This window comes from Coprococcus sp. HPP0074, assembly GCF_964238105.1.
Taxonomy (GTDB): domain Bacteria; phylum Bacillota; class Clostridia; order Lachnospirales; family Lachnospiraceae; genus Faecalimonas; species Faecalimonas umbilicata.
The window spans coordinates 1-16,120 of record NZ_CAXSKS010000012.1; the positions used below are offsets into that span (position 1 = coordinate 1).

Annotated in this window: 15 protein-coding genes; 2 read left to right on the forward strand and 13 right to left on the reverse strand. The window is 42.9% G+C overall.

The features are described from left to right. Positions 1-510: 510 nt before the first annotated feature. The 8 genes from mutY to ACESPO_RS13060 all read right to left on the reverse strand — a co-directional run bounded on the left by mutY (position 511) and on the right by ACESPO_RS13060 (position 7,470). The gene (mutY, locus tag ACESPO_RS13025; RefSeq protein WP_009263820.1) at positions 511-2,295 is read right to left on the reverse strand and encodes an A/G-specific adenine glycosylase; all 1,785 of its coding nucleotides are present in this window, start codon (positions 2,293-2,295) and stop codon (positions 511-513) included. A gap of 3 nt (positions 2,296-2,298) precedes the next feature. Further along, the gene (locus ACESPO_RS13030) at positions 2,299-2,664 is read right to left on the reverse strand and encodes an arsenate reductase family protein (protein WP_016441557.1); all 366 of its coding nucleotides are present in this window, start codon (positions 2,662-2,664) and stop codon (positions 2,299-2,301) included. An 18-nt stretch (positions 2,665-2,682) separates the two neighbouring features. Continuing rightward, positions 2,683-3,078, reverse strand: a complete 396-nt coding sequence (locus tag ACESPO_RS13035; RefSeq protein WP_009263822.1) for a hypothetical protein — start codon at positions 3,076-3,078, stop codon at positions 2,683-2,685. Positions 3,079-3,339: 261 nt separating this feature from the next. Further along, the gene (locus ACESPO_RS13040) at positions 3,340-4,062 is read right to left on the reverse strand and encodes an amino acid ABC transporter ATP-binding protein (protein ID WP_008977664.1); all 723 of its coding nucleotides are present in this window, start codon (positions 4,060-4,062) and stop codon (positions 3,340-3,342) included. Next, entirely contained in the window at positions 4,049-4,768 is a 720-nt protein-coding gene (locus ACESPO_RS13045) for an amino acid ABC transporter permease (RefSeq protein WP_499788976.1), read from the reverse strand. The genes ACESPO_RS13040 and ACESPO_RS13045 overlap by 14 nt, the downstream gene beginning before the upstream one ends. Positions 4,769-4,924: 156 nt before the next feature. After that, positions 4,925-5,704: an ABC transporter substrate-binding protein gene (locus tag ACESPO_RS13050; protein ID WP_320852453.1), complete on the reverse strand. Its 780-nt coding sequence runs from the start codon at positions 5,702-5,704 to the stop codon at positions 4,925-4,927. Between the two features lie 102 nt (positions 5,705-5,806). Beyond that, the gene (locus ACESPO_RS13055; RefSeq protein ID WP_016439948.1) at positions 5,807-6,625 is read right to left on the reverse strand and encodes an undecaprenyl-diphosphate phosphatase; all 819 of its coding nucleotides are present in this window, start codon (positions 6,623-6,625) and stop codon (positions 5,807-5,809) included. An 11-nt stretch (positions 6,626-6,636) separates the two neighbouring features. Next, a complete protein-coding gene (locus tag ACESPO_RS13060) occupies positions 6,637-7,470 on the reverse strand; it encodes a Cof-type HAD-IIB family hydrolase (RefSeq protein ID WP_499788980.1) in 834 nt (277 codons plus the stop codon). A gap of 161 nt (positions 7,471-7,631) precedes the next feature. Between ACESPO_RS13060 and ACESPO_RS13065 the strand changes: the two genes are divergently transcribed. Next, positions 7,632-8,762 (forward strand): cell wall hydrolase, encoded by a 1,131-nt coding sequence (locus tag ACESPO_RS13065; RefSeq protein WP_117578616.1) that lies wholly within the window; start codon positions 7,632-7,634, stop codon positions 8,760-8,762. Positions 8,763-8,833: 71 nt separating this feature from the next. Next, entirely contained in the window at positions 8,834-9,916 is a 1,083-nt protein-coding gene (locus ACESPO_RS13070) for a 3D domain-containing protein (RefSeq protein ID WP_009263825.1), read from the forward strand. Between the two features lie 163 nt (positions 9,917-10,079). Here the strand turns inward: ACESPO_RS13070 and ACESPO_RS13075 are convergent, their stop codons facing one another. The 5 genes from ACESPO_RS13075 to ACESPO_RS13095 form a co-directional block, all read right to left on the reverse strand. Continuing rightward, the gene (locus ACESPO_RS13075; RefSeq protein WP_009263826.1) at positions 10,080-10,835 is read right to left on the reverse strand and encodes an aminoglycoside phosphotransferase family protein; all 756 of its coding nucleotides are present in this window, start codon (positions 10,833-10,835) and stop codon (positions 10,080-10,082) included. Between the two features lie 229 nt (positions 10,836-11,064). Then, positions 11,065-11,511 carry a molybdopterin-guanine dinucleotide biosynthesis protein B gene (gene mobB / locus ACESPO_RS13080; protein WP_117578614.1) on the reverse strand — a complete coding sequence of 149 codons (447 nt, stop codon included), beginning with the start codon at positions 11,509-11,511 and terminating at the stop codon, positions 11,065-11,067. Further along, the gene (locus ACESPO_RS13085) at positions 11,484-13,292 is read right to left on the reverse strand and encodes a molybdenum cofactor synthesis domain-containing protein (protein WP_499788977.1); all 1,809 of its coding nucleotides are present in this window, start codon (positions 13,290-13,292) and stop codon (positions 11,484-11,486) included. Before ACESPO_RS13085 ends, mobB begins: the two co-directional genes overlap by 28 nt. 36 nt (positions 13,293-13,328) lie before the next feature. Next, complete coding sequence (locus tag ACESPO_RS13090) at positions 13,329-13,766, reverse strand: 4Fe-4S dicluster domain-containing protein (RefSeq protein ID WP_336305080.1); 438 nt, start codon at positions 13,764-13,766, stop codon at positions 13,329-13,331. Next, the gene (locus tag ACESPO_RS13095) at positions 13,744-15,849 is read right to left on the reverse strand and encodes a molybdopterin-containing oxidoreductase family protein (RefSeq protein WP_336305079.1); all 2,106 of its coding nucleotides are present in this window, start codon (positions 15,847-15,849) and stop codon (positions 13,744-13,746) included. The genes ACESPO_RS13090 and ACESPO_RS13095 overlap by 23 nt, the downstream gene beginning before the upstream one ends. Positions 15,850-16,120 lie beyond the last annotated feature (271 nt).

Consider the following 16,120-nt stretch of genomic DNA (forward strand, 5'->3'; position numbering starts at 1 on the left):
CATACCATTCTTCGACACGAATTGTCAATAGTTTTTTTATTTTTTATTTTATTTGTACAATTCATACAATTTCCGCAACTGCTTTTTACGGTTCTCCGTGATTTTCTATCGAAACCATTGCAAAACCTTTCTCGATAGGCTATTTTTTACTTTTTCGTAAACTTTCCACATTCTCCTCGTTTTTTCTTTCCTTTGAGAACAAAAAACTTTTCACTACAGTGGTATTTGTGGAAATCTTTTTTCAAAACTATGCTATAATATATTATAGAAGTTGACAGGTACGTTTCATGTGTGGCAAGAAATATGCCCTTCTTCAGAGTTATCTTCTCTGAGTAAAAAATGGATTCTGTTCATTCACACAAATCTCGGTACATAAAACAGCCATTTTCCTCTATGATTGTAAGAGGATCAGGATTGTATCTCGGATTCCCGATCCTCTTCACACATCTTCTTTTCATTTTTTTGTATATGAAAATACCAACATTAAAAAAGCACAAAGCGCCAAACCATCTATCCGACATCATTTGTCTCGGGCATCATATTATATTTTTCTTGACCAAGAAGAATTTGAATATGATCTGTATATGCTTCAAAAGCAGCTGGAATCGGATAGTTTCTCTCAATCTCTTCTGGATGTACGAACAGCATTTGTTCTGTACATTTTTTCTCCAATTCATCCACTCTTACTTTATATCCAATCATATTCCATTCCACATGACTGAAAATATGTTTTGCCGCCCCCAAAGCTTGAATCCGGATAGGTGCAAGCCCGATTTGTCTGCAAAACGCAAGCGCTTCTTCTTCGCTTAAATGTCCGTCTCTGCCTGGAAGTTCGTACAGACCTGCCAACAGCCCTTTTGCAGGGCGCTTCCGAATTGCAATTTTCTCTCCATCTTGAAAAATGAAAATCGTTCTTTTCTCAATTCTCCTGGCTTTCGCTTTTGTTTTCACCGGAAGTTCCATCACCTTGCCAAGCTTTCTTGCCCTGCACAAATGCTTTACTGGACATTCCTCGCATTTTGCCATGCCATTTGGCACACAGATAAGCGCACCAAGTTCAATCAAGCCCTGATTAAAATCACTTGCCGCCTCTTTCGGAATGACCCCCTCCAACATATACTCTATTTTTATCTTTGTACTCTGTTTCATAATGTCATCTTCACTTGCCAAAATTCTCGATAACACACGCAATACATTTCCATCCACCGCCGGCTTTGGTATCCCATATGCGAACGATGCGATTGCCCCCGCCGTATAACTTCCGATTCCCGAAAGACTACGGATCTGATCATACTGTCTTGGGAACTCTCCCGAAAATTCATCCATAATCTGTCGTGCGGCCTTCTGCATATTTCTGACCCGATTGTAATATCCCAATCCTTCCCACAGTTTCAGGAGTTTCTCCTCTTCTGCCACGGCAAGCTTTTCCACCGTAGGCAGTTCTTTCATAAATCGTGCATAAAAGGGCCTCACCGCTTCCACTCTCGTCTGCTGAAGCATAATCTCAGACACCCATACCCGATAAGCACTCGGATCTTCTCGCCACGGAAGTGCTCTCTTATGTTTCCGGAACCATTCTACAAGCGGATCCGCAAGCGCCTGAAGCTCTTTCGGCTCCAACAGAACCGGAACTTCCTTTCGGATCTTAATTTCATCTTTCTTTACTTCACAATCATACGCAACAATGTGTACGCCCTGTTCCCGCGCCTTTTGCAGCGCCTCCCCAAACTCTGGGTGTGTCCTTGTATTTGGTGTAAAGTATTTGACATTCTTCATCTGGACCACAAAGAAAATATATGCTTCATATCCATCCCGAACCGCCTTGCACAGTTCTTCCACATGTTTTACTCCACGCTCTGTTGGCGCATCCGGAAATTTTACCACTCCATCTTCCTCGAGTGTCACACCTTTTACTTCTATAAAAATTTTGCGTTCCTCTTCTTCTGCATATAGGTCAAATCTGGAGTTCCCATATGTCACTTCCTGTCTGAGCATCGTGGGATTCTCGCAAAGATTTCCCGCTTCTATCCACTCCTTTACAGCTTTATTTGGAATCTGCGAATCCATATTGATCAGGCGATTCCCTTTTTTCACACAGATCAGATCCCACTTTGTCTTCCGTTCGGGATTGTCGCTCCTCTGTACATAAACGGTCGCCCCAGGAACAAGCAATTCCGCACACCTTCCTGTATTTTTCACATGCACGATTTCCTTCTTCCCTCGGATCTCAACCTCTGCAGTGAAGCGATTCGGACGTTCCAAAAAATATCCCTTCTCTATTCTCTCATATTTCATTTTCTACTCCGCCAGTGCACAGGCTTTCGCCCATTCATTCTCCTTAAATCCTGGAATTGCAAAATCTTCCCCCAGAAGAAGCGGTCTCTTCACAAGCATGCCGTCTGTTGCCAAAAGCTGATACTGCTCCTCTTCCGTCATCGTCGGAAGCTTATCTTTCAACTCCAGTTCCCGATATTTCATTCCACTTGTATTAAAAAATCGCTTTAGTGGAAGTCCACTTTTTCTGTGCCATTCCCGCAGTTCCTCCTCTGTCGGATTGTTTTCAACAATATGTCTCTCCTCGAATGCAATCCCCTGCTCCTCCAGCCATTTTTTTGCTTTCTTGCAAGTAGAACACTTTGGATACTCTAACAATAAAATACTCATGTATATAACCTCCTAATTTTAACTTTTTTTGATAAATTCTGTGTGACACTTCGGGCAGGTAATACAAATCTTTCCTTTTCCTTTCGGCACCCGGATTTTCTGTTTACAAGACGGACACTTGTAAATATGATGTGTCTTCCTCTGCTCGAAGTACTCTTTTTCCCGCTTCAGAAATGTAGCTGCCTTTCCTTTCAGTTCTAAAAATTTTTGATTTTCCTCAGCCCTCTTCTGATAATTTCTGGAAAACATCCGGAAATAACAGAGAAGGACAAGCAGACATGCGAGTGTATTTAAAAAGTTATTTCGAAATCCCATCGCAAAAACCAACAGTACTACTGCGGTTCCAAGCATGAACTTGCTCAACGAATCTACCCCGTAGCGGCCTATCATAAACTTTCTGAACTTCTCTTTCATCTTCCTTCGCCCCTTTGCCTTGTTCTTCCTACATCTTCGCTGAAACATTCAAAAAAGTCAATCCATTTTATTGAATCTTTATAATCTACATACACTTTTAATAGCCGCCTAAAACCTAGAAAATTCTGTCCCGAAATCATCTGCTCTGATCACAAAAATTTTCTATCATATAATAAAAAACAGGAAAAACTATCTTTTAAGCGTTCTCTACTCTTCTAACAATTTTTCCTGCTTCTCTATTTTCTTCACTTTTCAACTGTTTTATAACACTTTTGATAAAAATTCCTTTAATCTCGGATGCTGTGGATTCTCAAAAAATTCCTGCGGTGTGTTGCTCTCTTTGACTTGTCCTTCATCGATGAACAGAACTCTTGTCGCCACCTCTCTTGCAAATCCCATCTCATGTGTGACAACAACCATTGTCATTCCATCGTCTGCAAGCTCTTTCATCAATCCAAGCACTTCACCCACCATCTCCGGATCCAGCGCTGATGTCGGCTCATCAAATAACATCACATCCGGATTCATTGCCAATGCCCGCGCGATTGCAATACGCTGTTTTTGTCCTCCCGACAGCTGTTTTGGATATGCTGCTGCTTTATCCGGAAGTCCAACACGTTCTAACAGTTCCTCTGCTTTCTTTGATGCCTCCTGCTTTGACAGCACCCCAAGTTTGACCGGGGCAAGCATAATATTTTCCTTGATTGTCAAATGAGGGAATAAATTAAACTGTTGGAATACCATCCCCATTTTCTGTCTTAATTTATTAATGTCACAATTTTTGCTTGTAATATTGTTTCCCTCAAACCACACTTCCCCGCTTGTCGGTACTTCTAAAAGATTCAGGCAGCGGAGGAATGTAGACTTTCCAGAACCGGAAGGTCCCACTACTACTACTTTTTCACCTTTTTCAATATGTTCATCAATTCCTCTGAGCACTTCATGTCCATGAAATGATTTTTTTAAATTCTTAGTTATGATCACCTTGCGCCATTCTCCTTTCAAATAGATTTAAAAGTTTTGTCAATCCTAATACAATGACAAGATAACATACTGCTGCTACATAAAGCGGCGGAAGAATATCGTACGTTGCAGAACCGATATACTGTGCTGCTTTCGTCAGATCTGTCACAGCGATCACCCCTGCCACAGATGTTTCTTTGATCAACACGATAAATTCATTTCCAAGCGCCGGAAGAATATTTTTGATTGCCTGTGGAATGATGATTTCCTTCATAGTCTGAAGATAATTCAGTCCAAGAGAACGTCCGCCTTCCATCTGTCCTTTATCGATCGACTCGATTCCCGCACGGATGATCTCTGCTACATAAGCACCGGAATTAATTCCGAAGCAGACCGCTCCAACCAAAAGTGCATTGGTATCCCGAGACGTAAATATAAGATTATAAATAATCAACAGCTGTACCATAACCGGTGTGCCTCGAATGATCGTAATGTAAATGTTACAGATTTTATTAAAAATCCAAAGCTCTTTTCTCTGTACAGCACTTACTTTTACTACTGCCACTAAAAGTCCGATCGCAATTCCGATCAGAATCGCAAAGATGGAGATTAATATTGTAATCTTTAATCCATCCAAATATGCCAGATATCTCTGGTCTTTGATTACCGCTTTATAAAAAGCATCCGAGAAATTTTGAAAAAATCCCGTCATCATAATTCCTTTCATTTGTTTTCTCCTTTTCATTGACCCTCAAAGGGGCTGCCGCAAAATCCAGTCTCCCCTTCCTGTCCCTATTTAGCTTGAACACGCTGGGAAATCCGCTTTTTGCAGCAGCCTCTTTTTTAGTTTTCTCTGTCTTACTGTCGTTGCCTTCTGAACTGCTTATTCACTCTGTACGTGATTTGCTGTGAATTCTTCAATTTTTCCTTCTTCCACCAGCTTATCGATCACTTTGTTGATCTCATCTAACAGTTCTTTGTTTCCTTTTTTTACGGCGATTGCATACTTATCTTCAAATAAGGTTCCGTCTAATGTTGTCAGTGCATCATTTGCCGCTACCAACTCTTCCGCCGGATATTGATCCATTACGATACAGTCAATCTTGCCATTCTTTAAGTCTTCTGCCGCCTGCGCAAATTTTGTGTAACGCTTCACTTCTTTTGGATTACAGTTATCTTTGTTGGATACCCAGATATCTGCAATATTTCCCTGTTGTACTGCGACAACTTTTCCATCTAAGTCAGAACCTGCCAGTTCTTCTCCTGCCGGAGTCACCGCCGGGTTTTCTTTATTTACTACAATGACCTCTGTAGAATTTACATATTCATTAGAGAAATCCATTGCTTCCTCACGTTCCGGACTGATAGATACTCCTGCTGCCACAAAATCTACTTTTCCACTCTGCACTGCTGCAAGTGCTCCGTCAAAATCCATATTCTTAATCTCCAGCTCTTTGCCCATCTCATCGGCGATCGCTTTTGCGATGTCCATATCGATTCCGACTACTTCGTTGCCTTTCATATATTCATATGGTGCAAATCCTGCTTCTGTTCCTACGATCAGTTTCTCTGATTTTGCCCCTTCTTCCTTTCCACCACATGCTGCCATGGAAATCATCATTGTCCCTGCTAATAAAATTCCTGCTACTTTCTTTATCTTCATAACGCTTCCTCCACTTATTTTTTGTATGTTTATTCGTCTATATTGCATATTATACTATGTTTTTTATAAAAATCAAGTGGTTTTTGCAAATTTATGCATATTTTATGCAAAAACTGTAAAATACAGTAGAACAAGAGCTCCAAGAATGATCCGATAATAGCCAAATACTTTGAAATCGTTCTTCTTAATATAGCCCATCAAAAACTTAATCGCGATGACAGATACCACAAATGCCACCAGACAGCCAACCAACAGCATCGCCGCTTCCATCGCAGTAAAGGAAAGACCAAATTTTAAAATCTTTACAAAACTTGCCCCGAACATTACCGGGATCGCAAGGAAAAATGTAAATTCTGCTGCTACATATCGAGATGTGCCAAGCAAAAGTGCACCAACGATCGTCGCTCCCGAGCGAGATGTACCAGGGATCAGCGAAAGTACCTGCCATCCACCGATGAGCAATGCTGTCTGATACGATAGCTGCGACAGTTTTGTCACCTTCGGCATCTTTCCTTTGTTCCAGTTTTCTACGACAATGAATAAGATTCCGTACAGAATCAACATCGCAGATATAATTTCAGGTTTATGCAAATGTGCTTCCATCCAGTCATCAAACAGAATTCCTATCACCCCCGCCGGGATACATGCCACAATGACCTTCATCCAAAGCTGAATCGTCCACGCTTTCTGTTTCTGTGTTTTCTTCGGCGAAAATGGATTGAGCTTATGGAAATACAGCACAACAACTGCCATAATCGCACCCAGCTGGATCACGACATTAAACATCTCTTTGAATGCCGCACTCGCCTGAAGTTTAATGAATTCGTCTACGAGAATCAAATGCCCGGTACTACTGATTGGAAGCCATTCTGTGATTCCTTCCACAATACCAAGCAAGATTACTTTTAACATTTCTAACATTCTTTCTCCTCCTAACCTTTCTGAAGAATCTTTTCAATTATTTTTGCCACACCATCTTCCTCATTGGAATCTGTGACAAGATCTGCTGCTTCCTTGACCGCTTCCTGTGCATTTCCCATGGCCACTCCGCATCCCGCCTCATGGATCATCGAAATATCATTCCACCCATCACCAAATACTATCATTTCTTCGCGGCGGATTCCGAGCAGCTCTGCCAGCTTTAACATCCCCTTTCCTTTGTCTACTCCCTCTGCATTTACTTCTATATTATTAGATAATGCTCTTGTAACTGTAACCTGTCCCATCTGTTCCAGTTCCCGGAGCGCACACATCTTCTCGCTTTGATCTGCGAAAATTGCATGCACCTTATCTACTCCTCCCGGCAATTGTCGTGCTGTCTCTCTGATATTCTTGACCACTTTCCTGGTCGAACGAACATATTCTGCCATCGCAGGTGATTCCATCATCTGATCTACTCTTTGCAGATCATGCTCACTGATATAGCCGACACCTTGGAAATAAATCTCTTGTAATGTATCATATTTATCATAGATATCCAATATCTTTTCTGTAATTTCTTTTGGGACCAGCTTCTCGTACACTACACTCCCATCCTTTGCATCCACGATCCTTGCTCCATTCGAAGTCAGTGCATACCGAATTCCTTTCACTTCCATAATTTCCTTTGGAATTCCCGAAAACGGTCTGCCGGTCGCAGGAAGTACGATCATCCCTTGTGCAATTGCCTCCTCCAACGCCCTCTTGGTACGTGCTGTCAGTTTCTTTTCTCCCGTCAGGATTGTTCCATCCAGATCAAACCCTAATAATTTATATTCCATTTTCATCATGTCTATCCCTTCCTTTTCTCGCTCTATTTCTTTGCTCCTTTTTCTCATCTTTCAAGTTTTGTCTATTTTATCAAACATTGAAAAAGAAATCAATTTATACTATAATGTAGGGCATTAAGCATACCAAATGCAACTTTTAAGAAAGGACTCTGAAACACATGTATGGTTATCACAAAAAACAATATCACCGCCTTTGTATCTGCCTTCTGTCTGTGATATTTTCTATTTCCTGCCCTGTCTATGCAGCGGACACTCTTCCTTCCTCAGACACACTGTCAGCACACAATACATTGCTGCTTGATACTGCACAATCACTCAGCACAATGACTGACCGCACAGAAGAAATGAAAAATTTGCTTATAGATGCACAAATCCAAGAAGCCAGACAATATCAAATGATGCGGCTGCGAATTCAATGGCTCTATGAAACAGGCTATTCTTCCTTCTTGGAGCAGCTGCTCAGCGCCTCTGATTTTCCAGATTTTCTAAATCGCTCTGAACAGATCCGCTCGCTCATCACCTATGACAGGAATCAGCTCACAGAGCTTTCTAACCTTCGCAGTTCTATCGAGACAGATGCCGCGCTCCTCACAAAACAGTGTGACTTACTGCGCGCTTCCAGAGATGCACTGTCCATGGAATATGAAAAGCTCCTTATTCTTTTGAATCAGCAAAATACTGCTTCCGGTGAATCGGTTTTCCCTGAAGTATTCAGCCGAATTCCTGAACTGATCGCCCGTGCTGATGAACAAATCGAAGAAGGACAACTTGCCGTCGATCAGGGAATCCATGCTCCTTCTTCGGAAATCCGCGACCCAGAGCCACCTCTGAACGATGATATTTCCGATAACACTTCTAACGTGGCAGACAACGAAAGTACCGTGGATGAGAAAGAGGAAGATGACGAAATCGCCCCTCCACCTTTTGCTCCTCCTCCGTCTTTCTCGGTATCTGCCTCTGAAAGTCTGCTTCTCTCTGCGTTAGTACAGTGTGAAGCAGGTACGGAAGACTATACTGCCATGACTGCACTTGCATCCTGCATTCTCAACCGGGTAAGCAGTCCACTGTTTCCGAATTCAATTTCAGGTGTCATCGAATCAGAACCACTGTTTTCCTCTGTATCTGACGGAAGAATCGAGGCACTCCTCTACGGGGATATTGACTCTGTATGCCAAAATGCAGTTTTTGATGCGATATCCGGTACGAACCCAATTGGCAGCTGTCTGTACTTTTCACCTGCTTCCTCCTCTGCTTCCGGAGCGACGTTTGGAAGCTTTACATTTTATTAATTTGCATATTTTATGATTTTATTGTATAATAGACAAACAGGTTATGTACTAATGTGAAAGGAAAATATGGCATGAATACAAAAGTAAAGCGCATGATGCGTACATTGCTCAGCTGCACACTTGCAGTTTCAATGTATCTTCCATGCACCAATGTGTATGCTACTGACACGGTCGACAACCTCGAGAAGAAGACAAATGAGCTCTCCAGTGAGCTCTCTAAAGTAAATGAAGAATTGTCTACTCTCAGCAGTGAACTAGATTCTACCATTTCTAAAGTAGAGTCTACCACTAACGCAATCGAACTTACCAAAGTCAGTCTCGCAGATGCACAGGCAAAAGAAGTTCAGCAGTACAGCGATATGAAGCTTCGTATCAAATATATTTACGAAGCCGGAGATCTTTCTTTTTTAGAATTGCTCTTTTCTGCTGAAGATATGACCGATTTGTTGAACAAAGCCGATTTCATTCAAAACATCAGTTCTTATGATCGCAAGATGTTGGACGAACTGCATAACACCAAAGTAGAAATCCAAAAGCAACAGACACTCCTGGAAGATGAGAAAGACGCACTGGTCACTCTCCAGACACAGATGGACCAGAAGTGCAACGATCTCCAGGCAAAAGCTGCTTCAACAAGCACTGAGCTTAATAATTATTCTGATCAGCTGGCACGTGCAAAAGCCGCTGCCGAAGCAGCCGCAAGAGCAGCCGAAGAACAGCAACGTCTCGAGCAAGAACTTGCACAGCAGCAGCAACAGCAGCCTGCTCCTAGCCCAAGTGTTCCTGATCAGCCAGTGACTCCTCCTGTGAGTCCAGAACCAAGTCCGCAACTGCCGGATTCCGGAAATACTACTCCGCCATCAGGTACAAGCCTCGGAGTATTTAAAATTACACACTATTGTGCCTGCTCCATCTGCTGTGGAGAATACAGCAATGGAATTACTGCCAGCGGCACCACTGCACAGGCAGGAAGAACTATCGCGGTTGACCCTTCTTTGATTCCACTTGGAAGTTCCGTAGTGATCAACGGACATACCTATGTCGCAGAAGATACTGGGGGCGCTATCAAAGGAAACCGCATTGATGTTTTTGTCAGCAGTCACAGTGAAGCTCTCGCAAATGGTGTTTATTACGCAGAGGTCATTTTACAATAACAACTATTGAAAACTGAATATCGAAAAACTGAATATTGCGAAACTTAATAATAAATAGCACGAAAAAGTACATAAAGTGGGAGAACTGTCATCTTTCAGTTCTCAAAAAAGGATTCCGGATCGGGGCTTACCGCCTCTTTCCGGAATCCTTTTTCTATGCATATTATTGATAATCGAATACATCGATCCATTTCATCAGGAACTCTTTCTCCATCTCATTTTCCTTAGAAAGTTGTGCCGCTGCTACAATCGGAAGCCACTGTTGCACATACTGCTTTGCAGTATCACTCTTCTTGCAGAATAACTTCAAATAAAGGTCTGCCTTTTTCTGGTCTTTCAGCGCAAATAGGAGATAAGTCATCGCTGCGTCTGCACTTGCATTTCCCTGCGTAGCATGCGCCCAGTCAATCACTGTCATCTTTCCAGTTTTACCGACGATCACATTACTTGGATTGAAGTCTCCATGGCATACTTTGTCATGCTTTGGCATACTCTCAAGTCTTGTAAGCAATTCATATCTTGCTGTCGCATCCAGATCCTTCAGTTCGTTGATCTGCCGTGCAAGCTTATCTTTCAACTTATTCAAAAGAGGATTTCTCTTGCTCTGTACCTGGAGCTGGAGATCTACAAAGTCTTCCATATACTTCTCAAGATTTGCCGGATCGACATTCATCATCTCTTCCAATGTCTTTCCCTCTTTGCATTCGATCACAAGTGACCATCTTCCGTCAATCTGTGTCACCTGTTTTACCTTTGGAATATCAAGACCAGTCGCCTCTACCCTTGCGGTATTCAACGCTTCATTAAATACATCTGCCTTTGGATGTTCTTTCCCAAAAATCTTTACAATTCCCTCTTCTGTTTTATACACTTCTTTGTGTGCACGTTTTACGATTAAGTTGCTCTGCTCTAACTTCATGTAGGTTCCCTCCTAATAATACAATTCTACTGTCATTGTTCGCAGACTGTATCCGAACTGCAACAAAATAATCTGTAAACAACTTCAATATTTTTTATTGTTCTGATTTGATATTGCTATTATATACCTTTTCAAACGATTTGAAAAGGGTTTTTTGTATAATTTTTAACATTTTTTTATGCGCTATTTTTATTGTTATTTTATTATCAATCTAAACTTACGCACTTATCTATTTATTACTAGCAGTTTCTCCTACTCTCCCCTTTGGCAAAAGCTCCAAAATCCTCTCTGCAACTTCATCCGGGGTTGCATTTTCCTGCGGTGATGTACAGATATACTTCGGATAACTACTGTCTTTTAACCCTTCGATCAAGATGATATCGGCCTCCGGAAAAAAAGGAAGCAGCATTTCTGCAGTAATTTCCGGAACCCGTTTTGTGACAAGAAACTGACTTTTTGAAAACACCGCTGTTCCATAGGCACCAGCTTTCTGATGCTGATAGCTATCGGTTCCCGGCACATCACTCTCAAATTCATGCCCGTCATGCTTGATGACTGCCACCTGATATCCCTTTTCAGTTAGAATCGGAATTATTCCTGTAATCAGTGTTGTCTTTCCTGTATTTTTATAGCCACTCACGGCAAAAATTACCGGCTGGATAACATTCTTACCCATACTTTCTCCCCTTTCTTTCGTCCCTCTCCAATCCCAGGCGGAATTTCCAACAGACAATTGCAACCATTGAGTGAACTTAAGATTCCTGAGGCATTTTGCCTTTTCCACACTACCGTTCCATTCTCCCATCTCGCCCGTACAAACCGCGGCACTTTCCCGGTCTTTTCAAAGGTTTCTGCCAAGGTTCCTTCCCTGTACTCTACCCGGTATCTCTGGCTTCCCGTCATCTTTTCTAACACCGGAAGCACAAATAATTCCATATTAACAAAAGTACCATATGGATTTCCCGAAAAACTAAGCATCGGGATTTTCTGATAGCTTCCGCCCATCATCGGGGATCCTGGCTTCATCTTCACTCCGTGGAAACAAATCTCTGCACCAAGAAGTCCATATGTTTCCTCCACAATATCCTTCTGCCCAACCGATACACCGCCAATTGTCAGAATCAAGTCTGCATCCAGCCTACATGCCTTCTCTATGGAATCTTTAAGACACCGGGCATCATCTTGCACGGTATCCATCCACACTACTGATACTCCAAGCTCTGTAAGCCTGCTACACACAAGATACAGATTCGCATTATAAATTTTGCCGAACGACAATTCGCTTCCCGGCTCTGTCAGCTCACTCCCGGTTGCTATCACCGCCGCACGCACATTGCGCACCACTTTTGCATAAGAATACCCCATCGAGGCAAGTAGTCCACACTCTGCGGCGCCTACGGTTTCCCCGCGCGTTAACAGACAGGTACCCGCCGAATAATCTTCCCCCGCATAACAATAATTTTCATAGGCATGCTGTTCTTGAAAAACAGAGATCGTGTCCCCCACTCTCTCCACATCTTCCTGACGAATCACAGTATCTGCCCCCTGTGGAATCGGCGCACCTGTCATCAGACGTACCGCCTCTTTTTCTCCTACTTTCTTCCCCGAAACTTCCCCTCCATAAATCGTATCGATCACATGCAGAAAGACTCCATGTGTATCATCCGCTCCGATGCTGTCTTGACTTCGGATTGCATAACCGTCCAGAGGGGATCTCGGAAATGGAGGCTGGGCATGTCTGCTATATACATCTTCCCATAGCGTGCGCCCGGAAAGTTCCAAAAGTGGAAGTTCCTCCCACGCATCCAGCGGGCGTACTTCCTCCAAAATTTTTTCTACAGCCCCTTTCAGAGAAATCCTCACCAGCTCTTTTCTTTCTATTTTACTTAAATATGCCCGATACTCTTCTTCTGTATTAATATTGCCACCCCCATCTCTTTCGTCTTCCAAACAGACAATCTTCTCCTCTATCTCGTTCAAAAGATTTTTCAGTTTATAATCTTTTCGTTCCAGCTGCCGTCGGATCCATGGAAGCATCTCCTTCGTATAGATGCCTGGAAATGGACATCTCTTCCCATCTCTTATAAGAAAAACCGGCTTTCTCTCACGAACCCATTCGCCTCTCATAGTATCTACTAATTCCTGATCCACTTCCGGCATATCGCATGGTACAAAAAGAACTGCCTGCTCCTCACAGGCCGTAAGAACACTGTAAATCCCACCAAGAGGTCCTTTTTCTTTTTCCAAATCTTCCACAAGCGGAAATCCCTCAAAGCCACACTCGCCAACATCTGCTTGTGTTTGTTCGTATTTCTTCCGGTCTTCCACAGAAATATAAATGGCAGAACATCCACTTAATTTTGCAGCAATCTTCTTCCAAAATACGGTTTCTTCCACCGGCAAAAATGCTTTTTTCTGCCATTCATACGGCTGTTTTTTCCACCTGCCAAGATACATGCTGCGATATCAGCCTTCCTATCTCTGTCTTTTCTCTTAGCCATCGACCTTCTCCCATGTGATCGCACCCGGATAACAAGTCCGGACACATGCAGGTTCTCGTCCCGCTTTGATCCGTTCCACACAGCCGTCACATTTTTCCATCTTTCCTGCTTCATTAAAGTGGATCACCTGAAGCGGACAGACTGCCTCACAACTTCTGCATCCATTGCAAAGGTCCTGATCTACGAGAATAAAACCTGTCGTTTTTTCCCGGTAAATTGCGTGTTGCGGGCAGACATGCTCACATTTTCCACAGTGAATGCACCCTGGACACACTGTTTTTTCAAATGTCCCTGATAAATCTGTCACCTTCTGAAATGCCCGGAAACTCGGCACAATTTCCCCTACAGAGTGATGTGCATCCAGACAGGCTATATGGCATGCATAGCATCCGATACATTTTTCTTTATCAAATTTCAGTCGATATGGCATCTTCCTCTTCCTTTCTTCTTACATTACAAAAATAACTCTTATATCCCGGAAATCCGGAAATCGGATCGAGATATGTAAGCGGAATCAGCTCATTCGCTTCTCCCTTCTTGTTTCCATGGTAAATATGTACCATCCCCGGCAGATTGTTTCTGACGGCTGCCGCAATTCCTTCCATGCTTCCTCCTGGCGAAGTCACTATTACTCGGTCGCCTTCCTGAATCTGAAGTGATTCCATATCGGATGGATGCATTTCCACCAAAGTCGCCGGTTCCAACGCCGCAAGCCATGGAAGACGGTTCACACGCGCATGAAAATACTGAGGTTTTCTGGAACCTGTATTCAGGATCCACGGATAAACTGTTCTGTCCACCTCACTTACTTCTCTGAAATCCCGGTAAACCGGAAGACCGTCATACCCATAAGCATCCTTATATTTTTCTAACACTGTAGAGACAAATTCTGCTTTCCCTGTCGGTGTAGCAAATCCCTCTCTCTCATAACTTCTCTCTGTCCCGAATACCAAATGTTTTGCCTTTACTCCTCCTTGATGTCCGCGCAATTCCTCCACAGAAAGTCCGGTCGGTTTGAGAATATAATTCATATATTCCTCATAGGTTCCAGAAAACACCGGTTCAGAAAGTCCCATTCTGCGTGCCAATTCTTGAATGATCTCAATGTCATTTTTTGCCTCCCCGCACGGACAGACTGCCGCTTCTGAAAGACCGACCATACCTCCTCGCATTGTCCTTATTTCTTCCCGTTCAAAAAAGGTTGCCGCAGGAAGCACAATATCTGCCATATCGCTAGAGTCAGAAAGAAACAGATCTACATTGACATAAAACTCTAATTTTTTCAGTGCCTCCTGAAGATACGACGGCTTCGGCCACATTCTGTGGTTCATTCCAAATGCCACAAGTGCTTTCAGCGGATACGGTTCTTCTTTCAAAATATATTCTGCCAATCTTGTGCACTGAGCCTCCTCACACGGAAGCGCAAACCATGCCGGAAAGTCTTTCTGACCAATTGCTTCCTCGCCATCGTATCTCTTCACTTTCCCAAATTCATTGACCGGAGCAGACACCGGTGGCCTTGCCAGATGTCCGCCTTTTCTGTCGTAATTTCCACTAAGTCCTACAAGTGTATGAACTGCCCGATAATTCTGTACTCCATTGATATGATGTACGACCGTCGCCGCGGAGAACATGATTCCCGCCGGACCATTTGTCGCATACAGCCTTGCAGCCTCCAAAATTTTCTCTGCCGGAACCCCGGTGATCTTCTCTGTATACTCCGGAGTAAACTGCTTTACATATGCCCGGTATTCTTCAAACCCGTGAACATACTTTTCCACAAACTCATGGTCATACAGATCCTCTTCTATCATCACCTGTGCCATTCCAAGCGCAAGTGCTCCGTCTGTTCCCGGAAGCAGGCGCAAATGGATATCTGCCTCTCTTGCCGTGACCGTGTTTCTTGGATCTACCACAATAATCTTGACCCCTCGTGCCTTCATTCCCCGATAGCTTTTGCTCATCGGTGTATTAGAGTGATATAAGTTGGAGGCCCACAGCATAACTGTATTGGCATTTGCCAGATCCGGAAAGCAAATATCATTTCCATAGATGGACTTCCACGCCATATTAGATGCCTGAAAGCAAGTGCTTGACTCGGTACAATAATTCGGTGATCCATACGCATTTGCAAGATGGAGCAATGCCGGACGATACCATTTCGGATATCCTGCATAAAAAATCGTCGACCGTGCACCGTACTGTTCCCGGATTGACAGTAATTTCTCTGCGATTGTCTGATATGCTTCTTCCCAGCTGATCCTAACAAACTTTCCATGTCCTTTTTCCCCAACTTGTTTCATCGGGTAAAGCAATCTTTCCTGATTATATATGTACTGTCTTACAGCTGCCCCCTTCGCACAAAGTCCTCCGCTCTGTCCAGGAAGATCTTTGCTTCCTTCTACCGAAATAATCTTTCCATCTTCTACATAGATATCCATTGGGCAGCCGGACGCACAGATACCACAGACTGCTTTTTTTACCTGTTTCTTTCCATGTTCTTTCTGACTCAATATCGTTCCTCCCTCTTTCTTTCATTCTCTACTTATCTCAATCTCTCGAAAAAAGCTACTGTTTTATTTATAGAAATAACCGAGAATCCACGAACTGTGAACTCCCGGTATTCTGATTTCCTATTTTGTTTCTTCCGCTGCCTTCACTGCAAAAGATTCATCAATCAAATCTCCTTTATCCACTGGTTCTTTGATTAACCCTGAATCACTATCTACTCCATTTACATTTTTCCCTTTCAAATCTTTTACAGATGTTACATCTTTTCCAAGA

What these genes read in the sequence shown, in the direction of transcription:
- ACESPO_RS13035 (WP_009263822.1), bottom strand. Translation starts at nt 3,078, where the DNA reads ATGAAAGAGAAGTTCAGAAAGTTTATGATAGGCCGCTACGGGGTAGAT.
- ACESPO_RS13075 (WP_009263826.1), bottom strand. Translation starts at nt 10,835, where the DNA reads ATGAAGTTAGAGCAGAGCAACTTAATCGTAAAACGTGCACACAAAGAA.
- ACESPO_RS13070 (WP_009263825.1), top strand. Translation starts at nt 8,834, where the DNA reads ATGAATACAAAAGTAAAGCGCATGATGCGTACATTGCTCAGCTGCACA.
- mobB (WP_117578614.1), bottom strand. Translation starts at nt 11,511, where the DNA reads ATGGGTAAGAATGTTATCCAGCCGGTAATTTTTGCCGTGAGTGGCTAT.
- ACESPO_RS13045 (WP_499788976.1), bottom strand. Translation starts at nt 4,768, where the DNA reads ATGAAAGGAATTATGATGACGGGATTTTTTCAAAATTTCTCGGATGCT.
- ACESPO_RS13090 (WP_336305080.1), bottom strand. Translation starts at nt 13,766, where the DNA reads ATGCCATATCGACTGAAATTTGATAAAGAAAAATGTATCGGATGCTAT.
- ACESPO_RS13065 (WP_117578616.1), top strand. Translation starts at nt 7,632, where the DNA reads ATGTATGGTTATCACAAAAAACAATATCACCGCCTTTGTATCTGCCTT.
- ACESPO_RS13030 (WP_016441557.1), bottom strand. Translation starts at nt 2,664, where the DNA reads ATGAGTATTTTATTGTTAGAGTATCCAAAGTGTTCTACTTGCAAGAAA.
- ACESPO_RS13050 (WP_320852453.1), bottom strand. Translation starts at nt 5,704, where the DNA reads ATGAAGATAAAGAAAGTAGCAGGAATTTTATTAGCAGGGACAATGATG.
- ACESPO_RS13055 (WP_016439948.1), bottom strand. Translation starts at nt 6,625, where the DNA reads ATGTTAGAAATGTTAAAAGTAATCTTGCTTGGTATTGTGGAAGGAATC.
- ACESPO_RS13085 (WP_499788977.1), bottom strand. Translation starts at nt 13,292, where the DNA reads ATGTATCTTGGCAGGTGGAAAAAACAGCCGTATGAATGGCAGAAAAAA.
- ACESPO_RS13060 (WP_499788980.1), bottom strand. Translation starts at nt 7,470, where the DNA reads ATGAAAATGGAATATAAATTATTAGGGTTTGATCTGGATGGAACAATC.
- mutY (WP_009263820.1), bottom strand. Translation starts at nt 2,295, where the DNA reads ATGAAATATGAGAGAATAGAGAAGGGATATTTTTTGGAACGTCCGAAT.